Annotated in this window: 19 protein-coding genes; 10 read left to right on the top strand and 9 right to left on the bottom strand. The window is 70.6% G+C overall.

The features are described 5' to 3' along the window. Positions 1-49: 49 nt before the first annotated feature. The 4 genes from hcaB to QRX60_RS28995 are packed head-to-tail and all read right to left on the bottom strand — an operon-like array spanning position 50 to position 3,069. On the bottom strand, positions 50-865 hold the full coding sequence (gene hcaB, locus QRX60_RS29010; RefSeq protein WP_285994590.1) for a 3-(cis-5,6-dihydroxycyclohexa-1,3-dien-1-yl)propanoate dehydrogenase: 816 nt from the start codon (positions 863-865) through the stop codon (positions 50-52). A gap of 5 nt (positions 866-870) precedes the next feature. Continuing rightward, positions 871-1,143 carry a dihydrodiol dehydrogenase gene (locus QRX60_RS29005; protein WP_285994589.1) on the bottom strand — a complete coding sequence of 91 codons (273 nt, stop codon included), beginning with the start codon at positions 1,141-1,143 and terminating at the stop codon, positions 871-873. 13 nt (positions 1,144-1,156) lie between these two features. Continuing rightward, positions 1,157-1,675 carry an aromatic-ring-hydroxylating dioxygenase subunit beta gene (locus tag QRX60_RS29000; protein ID WP_285994588.1) on the bottom strand — a complete coding sequence of 173 codons (519 nt, stop codon included), beginning with the start codon at positions 1,673-1,675 and terminating at the stop codon, positions 1,157-1,159. A gap of 5 nt (positions 1,676-1,680) precedes the next feature. After that, entirely contained in the window at positions 1,681-3,069 is a 1,389-nt protein-coding gene (locus tag QRX60_RS28995; protein WP_285994587.1) for a Rieske 2Fe-2S domain-containing protein, read from the bottom strand. 167 nt (positions 3,070-3,236) lie between these two features. Here QRX60_RS28995 and QRX60_RS28990 point away from each other — a divergent pair, with 167 nt between their 5' ends. The 8 genes from QRX60_RS28990 to QRX60_RS28955 all read left to right on the top strand — a co-directional run bounded on the left by QRX60_RS28990 (position 3,237) and on the right by QRX60_RS28955 (position 10,206). Then, positions 3,237-3,635: an SCP2 sterol-binding domain-containing protein gene (locus tag QRX60_RS28990; RefSeq protein ID WP_285994586.1), complete on the top strand. Its 399-nt coding sequence runs from the start codon at positions 3,237-3,239 to the stop codon at positions 3,633-3,635. Positions 3,636-3,874: 239 nt separating this feature from the next. Then, complete coding sequence (locus QRX60_RS28985) at positions 3,875-4,504, top strand: GntR family transcriptional regulator (protein ID WP_285994585.1); 630 nt, start codon at positions 3,875-3,877, stop codon at positions 4,502-4,504. 152 nt (positions 4,505-4,656) lie between these two features. Further along, positions 4,657-5,514 (top strand): alpha/beta fold hydrolase, encoded by an 858-nt coding sequence (locus QRX60_RS28980; RefSeq protein WP_285994584.1) that lies wholly within the window; start codon positions 4,657-4,659, stop codon positions 5,512-5,514. Continuing rightward, positions 5,514-6,992, top strand: coding sequence for a 4-hydroxyphenylacetate 3-hydroxylase family protein (locus tag QRX60_RS28975; protein ID WP_285994583.1), 1,479 nt, complete (start codon positions 5,514-5,516; stop codon positions 6,990-6,992). Before QRX60_RS28980 ends, QRX60_RS28975 begins: the two co-directional genes overlap by 1 nt. Beyond that, positions 6,989-7,753, top strand: a complete 765-nt coding sequence (locus tag QRX60_RS28970) for an SDR family oxidoreductase (RefSeq protein WP_285994582.1) — start codon at positions 6,989-6,991, stop codon at positions 7,751-7,753. The genes QRX60_RS28975 and QRX60_RS28970 overlap by 4 nt, the downstream gene beginning before the upstream one ends. Before the next feature lie 10 nt (positions 7,754-7,763). Then, a complete protein-coding gene (locus QRX60_RS28965; protein WP_285994581.1) occupies positions 7,764-8,240 on the top strand; it encodes a cupin domain-containing protein in 477 nt (158 codons plus the stop codon). Between the two features lie 6 nt (positions 8,241-8,246). Beyond that, positions 8,247-9,122 carry a VOC family protein gene (locus tag QRX60_RS28960; RefSeq protein ID WP_285994580.1) on the top strand — a complete coding sequence of 292 codons (876 nt, stop codon included), beginning with the start codon at positions 8,247-8,249 and terminating at the stop codon, positions 9,120-9,122. 97 nt (positions 9,123-9,219) lie between these two features. Continuing rightward, on the top strand, positions 9,220-10,206 hold the full coding sequence (locus QRX60_RS28955; RefSeq protein WP_285994579.1) for a dihydrodipicolinate synthase family protein: 987 nt from the start codon (positions 9,220-9,222) through the stop codon (positions 10,204-10,206). Between the two features lie 103 nt (positions 10,207-10,309). Here the strand turns inward: QRX60_RS28955 and QRX60_RS28950 are convergent, their stop codons facing one another. Continuing rightward, positions 10,310-11,182: a lytic transglycosylase domain-containing protein gene (locus tag QRX60_RS28950; RefSeq protein ID WP_285994578.1), complete on the bottom strand. Its 873-nt coding sequence runs from the start codon at positions 11,180-11,182 to the stop codon at positions 10,310-10,312. 368 nt (positions 11,183-11,550) lie between these two features. On the opposite strand from QRX60_RS28950, the gene QRX60_RS28945 reads away from it, so the two are divergent. Then, entirely contained in the window at positions 11,551-12,495 is a 945-nt protein-coding gene (locus QRX60_RS28945; RefSeq protein ID WP_285994577.1) for a 3-carboxyethylcatechol 2,3-dioxygenase, read from the top strand. Between the two features lie 89 nt (positions 12,496-12,584). Further along, entirely contained in the window at positions 12,585-13,733 is a 1,149-nt protein-coding gene (locus QRX60_RS28940; RefSeq protein WP_285994576.1) for a LuxR C-terminal-related transcriptional regulator, read from the top strand. Between the two features lie 3 nt (positions 13,734-13,736). On the opposite strand, the gene QRX60_RS28935 is transcribed toward QRX60_RS28940, so the two are convergent. Genes QRX60_RS28935 through QRX60_RS28920 form a run of 4 tightly spaced genes read right to left on the bottom strand, consistent with a single transcriptional unit; the run spans position 13,737 to position 18,689 of the window. Next, complete coding sequence (locus QRX60_RS28935) at positions 13,737-13,946, bottom strand: hypothetical protein (RefSeq protein ID WP_285994575.1); 210 nt, start codon at positions 13,944-13,946, stop codon at positions 13,737-13,739. Further along, positions 13,943-15,130, bottom strand: a complete 1,188-nt coding sequence (locus QRX60_RS28930; protein WP_285994574.1) for a peptidylprolyl isomerase — start codon at positions 15,128-15,130, stop codon at positions 13,943-13,945. Before QRX60_RS28930 ends, QRX60_RS28935 begins: the two co-directional genes overlap by 4 nt. Continuing rightward, a complete protein-coding gene (locus QRX60_RS28925) occupies positions 15,127-17,349 on the bottom strand; it encodes an MMPL family transporter (protein ID WP_285994573.1) in 2,223 nt (740 codons plus the stop codon). The genes QRX60_RS28930 and QRX60_RS28925 overlap by 4 nt, the downstream gene beginning before the upstream one ends. A 41-nt stretch (positions 17,350-17,390) precedes the next feature. Then, positions 17,391-18,689 carry an MlaD family protein gene (locus QRX60_RS28920; RefSeq protein ID WP_285994572.1) on the bottom strand — a complete coding sequence of 433 codons (1,299 nt, stop codon included), beginning with the start codon at positions 18,687-18,689 and terminating at the stop codon, positions 17,391-17,393. Positions 18,690-18,693 lie beyond the last annotated feature (4 nt).

Below are 18,693 nucleotides of genomic sequence, written 5' to 3'. Positions count from 1 at the left end.
CGGAACTCGGGGTTTCCGAGGCCGTCCCCCTGCTTTGCGCGGTGCCGGCTCAGGGTTCGAGCCCCGCCATGCGCGTCATCCCGCGCACGCCCAGCCCGCCGTCGCTGTGGATGATCGTGCCGGTGACCGCGGGCGCGCGTTCCTTCGCGGCGAGGAACGCGTAGGCCCAGGAATGGTCCTCCGGCTGGGCGACGACGCCCAGGGGGTTGATCCCCTTGATCAGGCCTTCGATGTCCGGGACGTCCTTCAGCGACTGACCTTCGTTGGCCAGTGCGGGAATCCCCCGCAGGTCCGTGATCGTGCCGCCGGGGGCCACTCCGTTGACCCTTACGTGCGGCGAAAGTTCGTACGCCAGCTCGGTCACCAGCCCGCGCACGGCGAACTTCGACGACACGTAGAGCGGACCACCGCCACCGGGGTAGAACCCGGCGTTGGAAATGGTGAGGATGATCTGCCCGCGGTTCTCGATCAGCTGCTCCAGCGCCGCCTTCACGGTCAGCAGGTTGCTCTTCACGTTGACGGCGAAGAGCTGGTCGAACGCCTCGCCGATCTTGTCCTTCGGCAGCTGCGGGAGCTCGGTGAAGTAGTCGAACACCCCGACCGCGCAGACCACAGTGGTCAATGAGCCGAACGCCCGTGTCACGTCCGCGACGGCGCGTTCGTTGTCCCACATCGAAGTCGCGTCGCCCTCCGTCACGACCACGGCGTGCGGAGGCAGTTTCTCCCGCAGGTCCCGTGCTTTCTCCGGCGAGATCTCGAGGATCCCGACCTTCGCGCCCTCTCGCACGTAAAGATCGACCACGGCCCGGCCGATGCCCGATCCCCCGCCTGTGACCAGTGCGACCTTCCCGTCCAGGAAACCCATGGGAATCAGTCCTTTCCGAGCAGAGCCGACAGCGGGCGCGCGTTGAGCTCCGCGCCGGGGCCGTACGGGGTGTCGAGCAGCTTCGAATACGTTTCGGGCGGCTGCCAGGTGAGGCTTTCCAGCTGCAGCGGGTCGAGCAGGGTCTGGAACCCGAGCCGGGGCGAGCTGACGAGGAGACGTTCACGCTGGCCGGTGCTGACGTAGCTGACCTGGATCACCGTGAACTCGTTGGCGATCTGGATGATCGGGTCCTGGCCCGCGTTGTGGATGATGGTCACCGAACTGCCTCCGTCACATGATCAGGGCGAGGTTGTGCGTCATGACGGTGGTCTGGTCGAGCACGACCACCCGCTTGGCGAGCCGGTAGCCGCCGGCCACCCGGCGGAGCACGTCGTGGCGCTCGCCGGAGAGGATGTCGAACGTCGCGACGTCACCGCGGGTGCGGTACAGCAGCAGGTTCGACTTGACGGCCAGCTCGTCCTCCGCCTCGCCGGCGGCGACCCGGATGTTGGTCACGAAGTGCCGTGATCGCGACGGCGGGTCCTCCGCCCACGCGTACTCGGTTTCCAGCCGCAGGACGCGCATTTCCATCGAGTCCCAGTCGTCGTCCATCAGGGTCATCCCCTCGACGATGTCCGTGTCGGCCTCACGTTCGCGCGTCACCCGCAGCGGCACGACGTACGACAGGTCCTCGGCCACCAGGTCGAGCCACTCGCGGTACTTGCCGGTGTCGAGCAGTTCGGCCTCGCCGAAGAGCCACTCGGTGACCTCTCGCACCGTGGCGTCGGTGATCTCCGTTGCTGTGGTCATCCGCGTCAGGCCTCCGCCCGTGCCAGCGCTTCGGCCGCGGCCTCGTCGGAGACCTTGCCGTTCCCGGTGTGCGACGCCGGGTCCGTGACCATCAGCTGCATCCAGTACTCCATGAAGTTGCGCTGGTTGGCCTCGGCGTAGTCCATCGGGAACGCCTTGCCGGGACCGGGCCAGTCGGGGTCGGGCTCGTAGACGCCCCGGCCCATCTGGTAGTTGAGCTCCATCTTCTTGGCGTACTGGGCGCCCAGCACCCGGGTGATGCTGCGCCAGTTCTCGGCGTCGTCCTGCTCGAACGCCCCGGAAATCCCGAACGTGCGCACGTAGGCCTGGTAGCTCTCCTCCTTGTACCAGTCCGGCGCTTCCTTCTCGACCAGGAAGAAGGACATGATCTCCATCTTGTCCGGGCCGATCGGGTGCCACAGCCGGAGCGTGAGGAACGACGTCGGCGGCGAGACGTGGTCCTTCGACATCAGGAAGTTGCCGATCGACAGGTTCGGGAACACGGTGCCGTGGATGAAGGCGACCGGCCGGAACACCTCGACCTGCTCCGGCGAAAGCCGGCGCTGCAACTGCTCGACGATGTTCTCCGGCATACCCAGGAACTCGGGCAGCGGGATGCCCGGCGGCGGGCCGATGATGCCGAGCCCGTGGCCGTGCTCGGTGTGCACGTGCTCGCCGTAGAGCGCGAACTTGGGGTCCGGCGGGGCGAGCCCGAGCTCCACCATGGACCGGTGCGTCATCATGGTGTGGTAGGCGTCGCCGATGAAGTTGTCGGCGCCGAGCTTCCAGTTCGCGTCGACGACCCAGCGCTGGGGGGCGCCGACGACCTGCAGGCCGGCGTCACTGCGGTCCAGCACGATGTCGAGGTAGAACTTCATGTCCCCGAGGTAGTCGTCGAGGGACGGGGCGTCCGGGTCGAGGCAGCCGAAGACCAACCCCTTGTAGGTGCCCAGTTTCGGGACCGGCTTGAGCTGCCACAGGGACTTGTCCAGCTTGTTGCCGTACGCCTCGCGCCCGGCCGGCACGCCGACGAGGCTGCCTTTGTTGTTGTAGGTCCAGCCGTGGTACGGGCAGCGGAAGTGGGAGGCGTTTCCCATTTCGGCGCGGCACACCTGCATGCCGCGGTGCCGGCAACTGTTCAGGTGGCCGCGGACTTCGCCGTCTTCGTCCCGGCAGACGATGAATTGATCTTCCGAGATGTATCGGACGACGTAGTCACCGCGCTCCGGGATTTCGCTCTCGTGGGCGAGGAAAACCCACGAACGGCCGAACACGCGCTCGCGCTCGGCGTCGTGCATCTCCGGGTCGTTGATGATCGCCGCCGGAACGGTCCAGTCGGCCTCTACGTCACGCAAACCCTTTTCGAGGATCTGCCGGAGTTCATCCCTCAACATGTGACCGCCTTGGCGTCAGACATCTTTGTCTCCTCCGAAGAATCGCAGTCCCGCAATGGTCAGGACCACAGCTACAGCTTGACTGGCTTTCTAAGATACTAGTATCTTCAGCCTCGTTGTCAAACCCCAGTTGTCCGCCGCGGAGGCGAACCGAAGGAGAGCGCACCATGGGAACACCCGTCCTGTCGCCGGAGTGGATGAAGTCCTACGCCGAGCTCTGGAACACCACGGACGCGACGCGCGAGGGCCTGAAGAAGCTGAGCATGGTCGTCGAGTACCGCCTCGCGGAGAACGAGAGCCGCGCGGGCCAGATCGAGGTCAACGCCGGCGAAGTCGTGCGCGCCGGCGCGCCGGCCGAAGGCGTGAAACCGGACTTCGTGCTGACGGCCAAGGTGGAGACCTGGCAGCGCCTCGGCGAAGGCGAACTGCCCGCCGCCAAGGCGATGGTCACCCGGAAGGTCAAGTTCCGCGGTTCGATGGCGGTGGCGCTCGCCAACCTGCCCGGCCTCGAAGCCGCCATGAAGATGTTCGGCGAAATCGACGACACCGACTGGTCGGTGGACTGACCGACGCGCGGGCGGCGGCCTCGGCCCACCCGAAGCCGGAGCGGGAGATCCGCTCCGGCTTCGGCACCGCCTCCGGACGGCGCGAACCCCCTGCTCCACTCGGCCCAATATGCGGGCCACCGCGCCCGGGATCCCGGTTCGGCGCACCCCTCCCGCCACTGACACGCTAGAATCTCGGCGTGATCGACAGTACGCCAGCACCGACCTTCTCGCACCGAAGGGCCGGATAGTCCATGCCCATGATCGCGTCAGTCACCAAAACAGACCAGATCTACCAAGCGCTCCTCGCCCAGCTGCTCGAGGGGCGCCACCAGTTCGGCGAGATCCTCAGCACCTACGACCTCGCGACGGAGTTCGGCGTGAGCCGCAGGCCGGTGATGGACGCGGTGATGCGGCTGGCCGCGGCCGGGTTCATCTCGGTCATTCCGCAGGTCGGCTGCCAGGTGGCGGTCCCGGACGAACGCAAGGTGCGCGACCACTTCGCCGTGGCGGGCATCCTCGAGGGAGCGGGCGCGCGGCTCGCGGCACTCACCGCCACCGACGCCCAGCTGGCCGAGATCGACGACATGCTGGTGCGCGGCACCGGCCCGGCCAAGCGGGACGACGCACTCGCCTTCGCCGGGGCCAACCGGGACTTCCACTCCGCCGTCCTGGCCGCCTCCGGCAACCAGCGGCTGGCCGAACTGGCCATGGACACGTGGGACCTCAACGACTTCTACCTCCAGAAGAACCGGTTGAGCACGGACCTGGCGCAGGCGCAGAGCGAGCACACCGAGATCGCCGAGGCGATCGAGCGCCGGGACGCGGAACGGGCCGGCCGGCTCATGGAGGAGCACGTTTCGCGGTTCTGGAAGTTCGTGGAAGTGTAAGCCACATTCACCTGAACGGGTGTCATGCCGACGGCCATGACACCCGTTTTCCTTTTCCTGCATCGAGTGTCGGCAGCTTCCCCGCAAACACGGGTTGCCCCTGAGATTCTAGTATGCCAACATGGGACAACGTTGCGACAGGAAGGAATGCTGTGGAGCAGCACGTGAGCATCTGGGGCGATTTGGCGGGCGTCGAGCTGCGCCAGCGGACCGTGGACGCGGCCGGCATCGCCACCCGGGTGGTGGAAGCGGGCACCGGCCCGGCACTGGTCATGGTGCACGGGACGGGCGGGCACCTGGAGGCGTATTCCCGCAACATCCGCGACCTGGCGAAAGAATTCCGGATCGTCGTCTACGACATGGCGGGGCACGGGCATTCGGCCAAGCCCGACCGGCCTTACACCATCGATTACCTGAGCGACCACCTGATCGCCGTCCTGGACGCGCTGGACATCGAAAAGGCGCACCTCTCCGGTGAGTCGCTCGGTGGCTGGGTGGCGGCGTGGGCCGCGGCGCACCACCCCGGCCGGGTCGACCGGCTGGTGCTCAACACCCCGGGCAACATCACGAACAAGCCGGAGGTGATGGCCGGGCTCAAGGAATCGAGCATGAAGGCGGTCCGCGAGGCGAGCCGGCAGAGCGTGCGCACCAGGGTCGAGTGGCTCTTCCACGACAAGAGCCTCGTCACCGACGAACTCGTCGACCTGCGGCTGCGGATCTACACCCAGCCGGGGTTCGAGACCGCGATGCGCAACATCCTCGCGGTGCAGGACTGGGAACACCGGCGTCCGTACGTCTGGTCGTCGCAGTGGTGCAGCCGCATCGTCGCGCCGACCCTGCTGCTGTGGACCGACCACGACCCGACGGCTTCGGTCGAAGAAGCCGCACTGCTGAAGGAGCTGATCCCCGGAAGCCGCCTCGAAGTCATCGAGGGCGCGGGCCACTGGCCGCAGTGGGAGAAGCCGGACCAGTTCACCGAGACCCACATCAGGTTCTTGAAAGGAAAGTGATGACCGCACGAAACGGCGCCGCGTACCTCGACCGGCTGCGCACCCACAGCCCTGAGCTGTGGGTCGGGGCCGAGAAGATCACCGACGTGGCCGGGCACAAGGCGACGTCCGGCGCCGCGGCCGAAATCGCCCGCCTCTACGACCTGCAGTCCAAAGACGACAGCATGCTCTTCTCGCCCGAAGACGGCGACGGCAAGGCAGGCGTGCAGTTCCTGATGCCGCGCACGGCCGAGGACCTCGAGCTCCGCCGCGTCATGCACAAGCAGTGGGCGGACTCCAGCCTCGGCATGATGGGGCGCAGCACGGACTTCGTCAGCGCGATGCTGGTGGCGTGGAATGCCAACGCCGAGTTCTTCGGCGATGGCGCCGACCGGGTGCGCGCGTACTACAAGTACGTGCGGGACAACGACCTCTTCCTGTCCCACGCCCTGGCGGACCCGCCGGTCGACCGTTCGAAGCCGCCGTCGCAGCAGCCCGACCCCTACACCTACCTCGGCGTCAAGCGGGAAACCCCGGACGGCATCATCGTGAGCGGCGCGAAGATGCTCGCCACGGCCGCGCCCTACTCCGACGAGATCCTCGTCTGGCCCTTTTCGCTCCGGAAGTACGCGGCCGAGGAGAAGCCCTACGCCATCGCGTTCGCGATCCCGGCCGACGCCCCGGGGGTCCGGCTGATCTGCCGCGAACCGTTCGGCGGCGGAAACGCCTTCGACCACCCGCTCTCCAGCCGGTTCGACGAGATGGACGCCGTGGTCGTGTTCGACGACGTGCTCGTGCCGTGGGAACGCGTGTTCATCAACCAGGACTACGAGCGCGTCAACAACATCTGGGCGATCAACTCCAACGCCTTCACCGGCGTCCAGACCTCGGTCCGGCTGCTGGCGAAGCTCCAGTTCGTGGCGGGCATCGCCAAGCGGGCGACCGAGATCGTCAAGACCGACCAGTTCCCCCAGGTCCGCGACGCGCTCGGCGAGATCACCACCTACATCGAGCTGACCAGGGCCGCCGTCCTCGCCGCCGAAGCCGGCGCGCAGCGCAACGACGAAGGCATCCTGTTCCCCGACGTGCGGCCGCTGTACGCGATCCGCAACTCCGGGAACCGCTGGTACCCGCGCGTCCGCGAGATCCTGCAGCAGATCCTCGCGGGCGGCCTGCTGTACCAGCCGGCCGACGTGAGCGCGTTCGACTCGCCGATCGCCGCGGACATCGCCCGGTTCTACCGGGGCCCGGAAACGAACAGCCTGGACCGCATCGCGATCTACAAGGTCGCCGCCGATCTCGCGGTCTCCGCCTTCGGTGGCCGGCACGAGCTCTACGAGCGGTTCTACGCGGGCGATCCCCTGTTCCTCCGCATCAACACCCAGTTCAACCAGTACGACTGGACCGAGCCGCTGGGCCTGATCGACGGGCTGCTGGCCACCTCGATCCGGGAATCCGGCGTACTGCCCGGCGGTTCCGGGGAGGGTGCGGCGGCATGACGGTGCATGGCCGCCGGGCGCTGGTGACCGCCGGGTCGAGCGGGCTCGGCACGGCGATCGCGACGTCGCTGCGGTCCGGCGGCGCCGAAGTCTTCATCACGGGAACCGGACCGCACACCGGCGAGGTGGCCCGGGAGATCGGCGCGGCGGGCTGGGCGATCGCGGACTTCACCCAGCCCGGCGCCGCGGCCGCGGCGGCCGCCGCCGCGCGCGAAACGCTCGGGGACATCGACATCCTGGTGTCCAACACCGGCGGCACCCGCGCGGCGACAGCGTCCGAACTCTCGGCGCACGACTGGGATTCGGCCTACCGGCTCGTGCTGGACAGCGCGATCTCGCTGACCAGCACGGTGTTGCCGGCGATGTCCGCGGCCGGGTGGGGCCGGCTGATCTACGTCACCTCGGTCGGCGTGGTGAAACCGTTGCCGCTGTTGCACCTTTCCAACGTGATGCGAGCGGGAGTGGCCGCGCTCGCGCGGTCGCTGGCGGCCGAGGTGGCGCCGCACGGCGTCACCACGCACGTCATCGCCCCCGCGCACATCGACACGCCCCGGCGGCGTTCGCTCGCCGCGGCGCGCGCGGCCGCCGCGGGGGTGCCGACCGAGGAACTGGAGCGACGGCAGCTCGCGAGCGAACTGCCCGTCGGCCGGTGGGGCCACCCCGAGGAGATCGGCGAGCTCGTGGCCCATCTCTGTGCGGAGTACTCGGGGTTCCAGACCGGGCAGACCCACGTCGTCGACGGCGGGATGACCTCGACCTGACGGGAGAAGCGTGACGAATTTCGACCAGTGGATGCACAAGCTCCACGAGATGAAGGACTACGACCCGGAGCGGTCGGTGCCGGAAGACCTGGTCACCCGCTCGGCGAGTGCCCGGTGGCTCGAGGAGGACGTGACCGGCAACCCCAGCCGGGTCGGCGTCCTCGCGGACGTTCCGGCGAAGTCGATGGAGTTCTACCTGCAGGAGATCCCGGCCGGGACGGCGACCGACCTCCAGCGCCACGTGCACGAGTCCGTGCACTGCGTGCTCGAGGGCAGCGGCTACTCCGAGATCGGGCCGCGGACGCTGCGGTGGTCGGCCGGGGACTTCGTCTACACCCCGCCGTGGGTCTGGCACCGGCACTACAACGACGGCGCCGGGCCGGTCCGCATGATCCTCGTCGAGAACTCGCGGCAGCTCGACGCCCTCGGCATCAACCGGCGGGAAAGCGCCGGGAACATCCCCTACGACAAGATGGACAGGAGCTGATCCCCGATGGGTATTTCACAGGTGGCCCACGCGGAACTCGCCGTCACAGACCTCGCTGAGGCCGTCGGCTTCCACACCGACGTCCTGGGCATGCAGGAACTCGGCCGCGCAGACGGCGCGGTGCGGCTTTCCGTCGGCATCGACGGCGGGTGCGACCTGGTGCTGACCGCCGGCGGGACCGGGGTCCGCAGGTTCGCTCTGCGGGTCGACGACGTCGACGACCTCGACCACTACGCGAAGCGGCTGGCCGAAGCCGGTGTCGTGACCGAGACCCGCACCGACGAACACCCCGGCGTCGTCCGGTCCCTGCAGTTCGCGGCGCCGTCCGGGCACGTCATGGAACTCGCGGTGCTCTCGACCGGGCCGCAGTACCTCCACCCGGCGAAAGCCCCTCACCGCGGCGGGATCCGCGCGCTGGACTTCGACCACATCACCGTGCAGGCCCAGGACCCCAAGCCGCTGGTCGACTTCCTGGTGGAGCTGCTGGACTTCCAGGTGTCCGACATCTTCGCCCCGGCCCCCGGGGTGATCGGCGCGGCCTGGTGCCGGGCCAGCACGCTGCACCACGACATCGCGATCATCTCCACCCCCGAGGCCGGGAAGTCGCTGCACCACTACGCGCTCGGGATGGAGTCGTTCGACCACCTCAAGCTGGCCGCCGACGAGCTCGGCCGGCACGGCGTCCCGATCGAGGTCGGGCCGGGCCGGCACGGCGTGGGCGGCAACGTCTACACCTACTTCTGGGCCGCGGGCAACCGCTACGAACTGTCGGCCGAGATGCCGCGGGTGCGCCGCAACGACCCGGTCGTGTGGGACGACTTCCCGAAGGCGTTCAGCCCGTGGGGCCTGCAGCCGCCCGAATCGTTCGGCCACGCTTCCTGAAGTCCCCCGAAAGCCGGTTCGCCCGGCAGGCAGGGCAGCCCCCCACTTGACCTGCCGGGCGGACCGCCCATTTCCCGTGAACACGAGGAGACCCGCGGTGCAGAAGTTCGGTGTCGACGACCTGCGCGGCGTCATCGCCGTCACGCCCACCCCGGCACTGCCCGGCGCGGCCGCGCTCACCGCACGGGACACCGTGGACCTCGGCGAATCCGATCGGATGATCCGCGCGCTCGTCGCCGACGGCGTGGACGGGATCATCACCAACGGGACGCTCGGCGAGATGGCGACTCTCACGCTGGCCGAATGGCAGGACTTCTCCGCGTGCGTCGCCGACGCGGTTTCGGACACGGCCCCGGACCTCCCGTTGTTCGTCGGCGCGACCGCCCCCAACACGCGGGACACGGTCGACCGGATCCGCTTCCTGCGGGACCTCGGCGTGCGCGGCGTCATCCTCGGCCGTCCGATGTGGAGCGAGCTCGGCGCCGACACGCTGCTCGCGTTCTACCGCGGCGTCGCCGGCCTGTTCCCGGACATGGCGATCGTCCTCTACGACAACCCCGAGGCGTTCAAGGGCCCGATCCCGTCGGCCGCGTACGCCGCACTGTCCGAGGTCCCCCAGATCATCGGCGCGAAGTACATCGCGATCACGCCGAAGTTCGGCGCGGACATGGCGGCGGTCGGCAGCCGGCTCCGGTTGCTGCCGCTGGAAAGCGACTGGCTCGCGGCGCACACGCTGCACCCGGAAACAGCGCTCGGCTGCTGGAGCAGCAGCGCCCTGTGCGGCCCGGAGCCCGTGCTCGCCCTGCGTGACGCGATCCGGGCCGGGGACGTCGGCACGGCGCGGCACCTCACCCGGCGCATCGAGTGGACGTACGAACCGTTCCTCGCCAGGACGAACTTCCCCGAGTTCTCCAAGTACAACATCACCCTCGAGAAGCTCCGCTTCGACGAGGCCGGTTATGTCGCCGCCGGGCCCGCACGCCCGCCGTACCACCTCGTTCCCGGCCCCTACGCCGAGGGCGCGCGCGAGAACGGGCGGCGCTGGCGCCGGCTCGTCGGCGAAGTCCGTGACCGGAACTCCTGAGACCCGCCCGGCACCGTGCTTGTGTGTGGCACGGCCGGGCCAGCGGGAAACTGATGGCGCCGCCCCAGCCAGCCGGGGCGGCGCCATCAGTCGCTCTGGGAGTTCAGGGTGTGCCGAGCGAGCCGAGAAGCCCGCCCACCGCCTGCCCGGCGGTCGCGACGACGCCGTCCAATGGTGCGGGCACGCTGATCGGCAGCCCGGCGACCGGGGCAGGCGCTGGTGCGGGTGCCGGTGTCGGTGCCGGCACCGGCCGCGCGGGTGGGGCGGCCGGCGTGGGACCCGGTGCGGGCACGACCGGTGCGCCCCCCGTGACCGGCGGGCGCGGCGCCGCCGGACGGGCCGGACCGGACGCCACACTTTCGTCGTAGGTCGGATCTTCGCCGGGGTACCCGGGTTCGTCCGGCACGGCGAACGAACCCGCGGAATAGGTTCGCATCCACGCCATTACCTTGTTCAGGTAATCCTCGGAGTTGTTGTAACCGAGAATGGCACTCCGCAGTCCGGTCCCGGTGTTCAGATCGCGATCGGCGGCGCAGAGATACCGGCCGGCCGACTCCGCGGAATCGTAGACGTTCTGCACGTCCGCCTGGCCGTCACCGGATCCGTCCGTGCCCCATTTCTGCCAGGTCGACGGGATGAACTGCATCGGCCCGGCGGCACGTGCGAATTGCCCGCTCCGCGCGTCGACCATCCTGGCGAAGCCCGGCGAACCGTCCAACGCGGGACCGTAGACCGGCCGGACCATCGTTCCCCGCGCGTCCACGTCGCCGTGGCGGGCGTGGTTCGACTCGATCTTGCCGATGCCCGCGAGCAATGCCCAGGTCAGGTGACACCCCGGGCTCGTGTGACCGAGCGAGGCCTCGGCCCGGCGGTAGGCGTCGAGCACCGTGGCCGGAATGCCCGCGCCCGCAACGGATCCGGTGGCGGCACCGAGCCGGTGGTCGACCGGAGCCGCGAGCGGCGGCAGCACCGGCACGCCCGGCAGCGTCGCCGGGAGCCCGGCTCCCGGCACGGGTGGCCACACCGGACTCCCCGGCGCCGGCGACCTGGTCGTCGCGGCGGCGGGAAAGGCCTGCCCGTCGGCCACGGGTTCGACCAGCAGTACCCCGCTTCCGACGACGACCGCACTCGTCAGCACGACCGCGGTGTAGGCGGTCGTGCCGGCCCGGGGACGTTTCCCGCTCCTCCCGCGTGCTGCCCGGTGGCTGCCTTTGCTGCGATTCCCGATCGGCACTGTCATGCCAGGTCCCTTTCCGTCGCGTCATCGAAACCGAGGACTGGTATGCTAAGATTCTAGCATGTTTTCTACCGGAAGAACGACCACGAAGAAAGGGTGGTGGGTCGATGCCCGTTGCCGTGTGCGCCCTGTCCCATTCGCCATTGATCGGTTTCAACCAGCCGGCGAAAGCCGTTGAAGAGCGGGTCGAGAAGGCTTTCGACCACGCGCGGCGGTTCATCGCCGGATTCGACCCCGACCTCGTGGTGCTCTTCGCGCCTGACCACTACAACGGTTTCTTCTACGACATGATGCCGCCGTTCTGCATCGGCACGCGGGCCACCGCGCTCGGGGACTACGACACCCCGGCCGGCGAGCTCTCGGTCGCGAAATCGGCGCGGACACTGGCCAAGGACGTGCTGGCGGCCGGGATCGACGTCGCGCTGTCCGAACGGATGTACGTCGACCACGGGTTCTCCCAGCCCCTGCAGCTCCTCTTCGGCGGGCTGGACCGCGTTCCCGTCGTCCCCGTCTTCATCAACTCGGTCGCCGCGCCGCTCTGTCCCGTCGGCCGCGTCCGGCAGCTCGGCACGGCGATCGGCCACGCGAGCGCGCACCTCGACGAGCAGCGCGTGCTGTTCCTCGGTTCCGGCGGGCTCTCCCACGACCCGCCGGTGCCCCAGCTGGAAACCGCCACGGCGGAGGTCGCCGCCCGGCTGATCGACGGCCGCAACCCGACGCCCGAAGAGCGCGCCCGGCGCCAGGCCCGGGTGATCGCGTCCGGCCTCGACCTGGCCGCGGGCACGTCGTCGATGCAGCCGATCAACCCCGACTGGGACCAGCAGTTCCTCGATGTGGTTTCGGCGGGCGAACTCCGGCTCGTCGACGCCTGGAGCACCGAGTGGTTCGCCGAGCAGGCCGGCCACTCCTCGCACGAGGTGCGGACCTGGATCGCCGCGTACGCCGCGATGGCGGCCCGCGGGAAGTACGTGATGAACTACCGGTTCTACGAGCCGGTGCCCGAGTGGGTGGCGGGTTTCGCCGTCACCACCGCCGTTTCCGCCGACGCCTGATCCTCCGGGCGCAGCGCCGGACCCCCTCCGACGAGCGGGTCCGGCGCCCCGCGTTCCGCCCGGCTTGAGAGGAAACCATGAAGTCAACGTTGACTCCGCCCCGGAACGGCCGCGGGCACCCCGTTCCCCATGTCGTCCTGCGCGAGGTCCGGGCGGTCACCACCCGGGCCCGGTCCGTGCTCGGCGGCGACCCGGACCCGGACGTGCCCGACGACTTCCCGGCCGCGGAAGCGGCTCTGGCCGAGCTCGCCGAGCGGGTCGGCGAACTCGCCGCGGCCGGCCGCGCCGGCGCCGTCCTCGACCTGTTCATCGAGGTCTCCGACGTCCGCGAACGGCTGCGCCAGGCCCGGCTCGACCTCCGGGTGCGCGTCCACACCCAGGTCCAGGAGGCGCTGACCCGGCTGCAGGACGCGCGCTCGGTGGCCCGGCTCGCCGAGTGCGTGCCGGAAGCGGTGTGCCGGCTCGGTTTCGACCGCGCGCTGTTTTCGGAGATCCGGGAGTCGGTGTGGGTGCCCCAGTCGTGCACCGTGCTGGGTGACCCCGCCTGGGCGGCGGAGATCCTGCGGATCGGCCGCGCCGAGTCCCCGGTCCTGGACCGCACCGTCGTCGAAACCGAGGCCGTCCGCCGGCGGCGCGCCTTGCTCGTCACGGACGCGCAGCGCGAAGCGCGGGGGCTCCCCTGCCTGGTCGAGGCCGCCCGGCTGGAGTCCTATGTGGTCGCTCCCGTGGTCGGCGACGACGGCGTGCTCGGGCTGGTGCACGCGGACCGGTACGTCCAGGGGCGGCAGGTCGACGAGTTCGACCGCGAGGTGTTCGGCGCCTTCGCCCAGGGACTCGGCATCGCGTTCCGGCGGACCGTGCTGGTCGAGCGCCTGCACTCGCTGCGGACCGAGGTCGGCCGGTTCACGATGACCCTCGCCGACGCCATGGACCGGATCCTGGACACCGGCCACCCGGCGGCCCCGGTCGTCGGCGATCCGGTGGTGCCTCCGCCTGGACCCGTGCCCGTCCGGTCCTTCGTGGAGTCGGCGCTGACCCCGCGGCAGCTGGAGGTGCTCCGGCTCATGGGCGACGGCCGGACCAACGCCGCGATCGCCACCCGGCTGACGATTTCGGAGGACACGGCCAAGTCCCACGTCAAGCAGATCCTGCGCAAGCTCGGCGCCGCGAACCGGGCCGAAGCGGTCTCGCTGTTCCTGCGGACCCAGCAGGGCCGGGCGACCCCCGAGTCCGCCTGACCCTCACCAGAGGCTCCACACCGCGGCGAGCGCGAACACGACGCCCACGACCTGGAGCGCGTGTCCACTCCCCCGCAGCTTCCCGATCCGCCGCAGGCGCTCGGGTTCCGGCAGGGCCGGGCTGACCCGCCCGGCCGCCGCGCGGCAGCCCCACCGTCCGATCGCCAGCAGTGCGGCGCCCGCCACCGCGAGCGCCGCACAGTCCGCGATCACCGCGACGGCCGGGGCTGCCCGGGCACCTGGCCCGGTACCGGCGACCCGGGCACCTCACTCGGCACCGGCTGCCCGGGTACCGGACTCGGCACCGGCTGTCCCGGCACCTGGCCCGGAGCCGGTGACCACCCCGGCGCCTCCTGCGGCGGCGCGGCCGGGTCGGCCGGGCGGTAGGCGTCGGCGTACCGGACGTTCGCCTCCGCGAGCCGCGTCCCGAGCCACCCGCGCCACGTCGCGAGCGCCTTCTCCAGGGTCAGCTGCTGCTTGAGCTGGTCCTTGACCTGGTCGAAGACCGCCGGTTGCGGCGGCAGGACCTGGCGGACCCGGCCGACGTTCCAGCCGTGCGCGGTCTGCACGGGACCGAACAGCCCGCCGGTGGGTGCCGCGAACGCTGCCTTGGCGTAGCCGTCTTCGAGCTGCGCCGCCGTCACCTGGCCGAGGTCGCCGCCCTTGTCCCGCGTCGCGCCGTCCAGGCTCCGCTGGGCCACCACGGTTTCGAACGGCGTCCCGGCCTCGAGGTCGGTGCGCACCCGGTCGGCCTCCTCCTCGGTCTTCACCACGATGTTGGTGAGCTGCCGCCGTTCCGGCGTGTCCAGCTGCGCCTTCCGCTTCGCGAACGCGTCCGCGACCTCGCCGTCGCCGTCGCCGACCGAGCTTCCCGCGGTGACCGAGTCGAACAGCTGCGAGACCGCGAGCTGGCGCTTGATCTCGTCCAGCACCGCGTCCTCGGACGTGCCGGTGGTGCCGAGCGCTTGGACGAACTTGCTCCGGGCGTCCGGCCCTTCGCCGATCTGCTGGGAGATGAACCGGGTCAGCACGTCGCGTGCCGCCTTGTCGGCGATGACGATGCCGCGGTCGTGCGCCGCGTGGTCGAGCACCATCCCGACGGCGACCGCTTTCGCGGTGTCCCGGCGGAACGCGTCGGACTTGGCGGTGTCCTGCTGGTCCGGTGGCTGCACGCCGTAGAGCGCCTTCAAGGTCTGGATCCGCTCCTGCAGCTGGGTGACGGTCTCGATCTGGCCGCCGTAGGCGAAGACCGCGTCGTCGGGCAGGTCGTCGGCGCGCGCCGACCACCAGGCGAGGCCGGTTCCGCCGAGCAGCACGACGAGGACGAGCAAGGTCGTGATCCGGCCACGGCGGCTGCTCGGCAGCCGGACCTTGCCGGGCCATGCGGTGATCTTCATGAAGGGACTCCCACGAGTGCGTCGGTGGCCGGGCTGGTTTCCGGAGCGGAGCGGGGCCGGCCGGGCGCCAGCCAGACGACGAGCCGGGCGGCGGCCATCGACAGCACGACGGCCGCGGCGAGCAGCAGGCCGAACTGCCGGATGGCGTCGAGCCGCGAAAGCGCCAGTGCGAGGTAGCCGACGGTCGAAACCGCGCCGACCAGCAGCACGGATCTGCGCAACGCGTGATCGCGACCGCGGTCGGCTTCCGCCAGCAGCACCGCGAACTCGCAGCCGACGGCGGCGATGAGGGACCCGAGCGCCATGGTGATCGGCGTCAGCGAGATCCCGGTCAGCCAGATGGCGAGCAGGCCCGTCCCGGTCGCCACCAGGGCGGTGGCGACCGCTCGGACCGCGTCCTTCCGCCGCGCGAGCACGACGGCGAGCACGAGCCCGGCCACGGCGATGCCGACCCCGTTCGTCCAGAACCGGTTGCCGGAGACCAGCTCGTACCCGCGCGCCGCGACGATCGGCAGCCCGGTCAGCTCGGCGTGGTACCCCGGCGGCGCCGGGGGGAGCTGGTTCAGCAGGTCGTCACGCAGGCCGACCAAACCCTCGACGTCGTCGAGCCGGACCCCGAAGGAGAGCACGGACTCCTGTCCGTCGGCGCGCAGCACCGCCCCGGTCAGGTAGGGCGGCAACAGGCGCACGGCCGCGGTGATCTCGTCCTTCGTGGGCACGGAGCCGAGGAAGTTCAGCAGCGTCGGGAGCGAAACGACGGGACGGAGCCGGTCACCGTGCCGGGCGATGATCACGTCCTGGGCTTGGCGCAACCACGCCAGTGCCTGCGGCGAAGTGACGTCCGGGCCGTGCAGGACGGCGTCGACCTCGCCGGAGGAGCCGATGACCTGCTCGACGTGCTTCGCGTCGTCGAACGCGGGCAGTCCGTGCGCGAAGCTTTCGACGTCGCTCTGCAGGGAAAGCCCCGGCAGGGTCGCCCAGCCGCCGGCCGCCAGCGCCGCCACCGCCAGTCCTGCTCCCAGCCGCGCGGGCAGGCTCGCCGTGCGTCGGCGGTAAGCCTTCACGGGTGCGGGCTCCGCCACGGCCGGCCGGAACAGCAGGCCGACGGCGAAGGCGACCAGCACCCCGATCCCGAGTGCGATCCCGAGGTCCCGCACGAACGGCAACGGCGCGAAGGCCAGCGCGCCGAACGCGGCCGCGGTGGCGGCGGCGACCGCGAACACGACCCGCCGGTCCGCCCGGCGCGCCAGGTAGGTCGGGAAGTCGCTGCCGACGCCGAGCAGCACCGGCAGGAAAGCCACCACCCCGAGCGACAGCGGACGGCCGAGCCAGCCGAACAGGGCGACCGTCACCGCCGTGGCCACCAGCGAACCGGCCAGCGGCAGCAGCCGGTGCCGACGGCGGTGCCACGGCACCAGCAGGAAACAAAGGGCCACCGCGACCAACGCGGCGCCGCCGAGCAGGGGAAGTTCCGCGCGGACCTCGTCGGCGAGGGCACCCGCGATCGCGGGGACGCCGGACACGGTCACCTTCGCCCCGTCGACGGCGGCCGCGTCGACCGCGCCCCGCACGCCCCGGACGAGCCGCTCGGTGGCGGACTGGTCGAGGTTCTGCCGCGGGCGGACCAGGATCGCGACCGCGTTCGCCGACGGCACGACGAAGTGCCACTGCGGCCGGGGACTTCCGTCCGCGCCGAAGACGACCGAGGTGACGAACGCCTGGTTCTTCAGCGTCGGCAGGCCCGCCGGCAGGGCCTGGACGAGCAGCTTGCCGTACCGCTGGTCGAACGCGGCCACCGCGCTGTCGGCGGCCTGGCCGGCCGCCTTGTCGGACGCCCCACGCTGCTTGGCCTCGGCCTGCGCCTGCGCGCGCAGACGGTCCCGGCGGCCGGAGAGCTCGGCCATCAGGTCCTGGGCCCGGCCGGCGGCCTGGTTCAGGACGGTCCCGGGCCCGTAAACGGCGGCGACGTCGGGCAGCCTCGCGAATTCACCCTCCAGCTTGACCAGCGACGGCAGGTGCGGCTGGTCGAGCAGCAGCCCGGGGCGCGCCGATTCGAGCAGCACGACGACGGGGTCACCACCGAACGACCGGCTCAGCTCGTCGAACCGCGCCACCGCAGGATCGTCGCCCGGCAGGAACGAGCTGACGCCGGTCTCGATGCGGGTCCTGGCCAGGCCGGTGCCGACGAACCCGGCGAGGACGACGAGGGCCGCCGTCATCGCCAGCACCCTGCGGGACGGCCGCCGCAGCTTGACGCCCCTCACTTCGGCGGGTCCTGCTCGACCCGCGGGTAGGACCCGGTGAACGGTCCCGGGTTCGCCGACTGCCCAGGCGCGGGATAGGGGTTGTTCTTCTTCAGCGGACCCACGTCGACGTTGAGCGGCAAGCCCTTCACGCTCTGCTCGTTGAAGACCATGAACAGCCGGATCGCGTTGCCGTTGGCGTCACCCCGCGCCGTCACCTGCCCGATGTTGGTGAAGAACGCGGCGACGTCGCGGCCGTAGGGGACCAGGTAGGACAGCATGGGGTTCACGTCGCCCAGGGCCACGTTCAGCGTCGGCAGGAACTTCGACGCGTCCGCGGACACCGCGGGCACCCGCTGCAGTGTGCCGGGCGCCGCGTCGAGCACGCCGCTCAGCGACGGCAGCAGGCCACGCAGGTCGGCCGACGTGGCCGGCAGTTCCCGCAGCGCCGCGTCGAGGTCGGGGGCGGCCGCGTTCAGGCCGCCGGCGACCGGGCCCAGCGCGGGCGAAAGGCGGCTCAGCCCGCCGCTGGCGTTCTTGGCGGTGTCCATCAGGCCGGGCAGCTGCCTCAGGACCTCCCGGAGCTCGGTGTCACTGCCCGCGGTCGCCTGGGTGAGCTTGTCGGCGTCGGTCACCAGGTCGGCGAGCTGCCCCTGCCGGGTGTCGAGCGCCGCGAGCAGCTTCGCCGTGTTACCGGTCAGCTGCTGCAGGTCTCCGGACTGGGCCGCGAGGGCCGCCAGCGCGCCGTGTCCCTCCCGGCCGAGGTCACCGAGTCCTTGCAGGGCCTCGGAAACTCCTTGCTTGGTGTCTTTCGTCCCGGCGCCGAGCGAGCGGACCAGGGTGCCCAGCGACTCCTTCGTCGGCCGGTCGAGGCTCGTGAGCACGTCGTCGAGTTCGACGGCCTCCTTGCCCGCCGACGGTGGCAGCGCGGTGCCGCTGGGCAGCGCCGGGCCGTGGCCGTCGGTGATCTCGAGGTAGGTCTCCTCGATCAGGGTCTTGTTCCGGACCTGGACGGTCGCCCCCTCGTGCAGCGGCGCGTTCCGGTCGAGCCGCATCGTGACGTGCGCGACGTCGCCTTCGGTGCGCAGCGCCTCGACCTTGCCGACCTTGACGCCGGCGATGGTGATGTCCGAGTCGTAGACCAGGTTCGACGCGGTGCGCAACTGCACCTCGGCGGTGTAGCCCGCCCGGGAGATCCCGGGCAGCCGGCCACCGGAGTTGAGCCACAGGTAGCCGAACAGCCCGGCGCAGGCGGCGATGAACACGGCCAGCACCAGGGTCCGGATGTGCGGGACCAGCCCGCTGGGAATCCTCATCGGA

The organism is Amycolatopsis mongoliensis (assembly GCF_030285665.1).
Classification (GTDB): domain Bacteria; phylum Actinomycetota; class Actinomycetes; order Mycobacteriales; family Pseudonocardiaceae; genus Amycolatopsis; species Amycolatopsis mongoliensis.
This window is presented reverse-complemented; position numbering and strand designations above follow the sequence as displayed.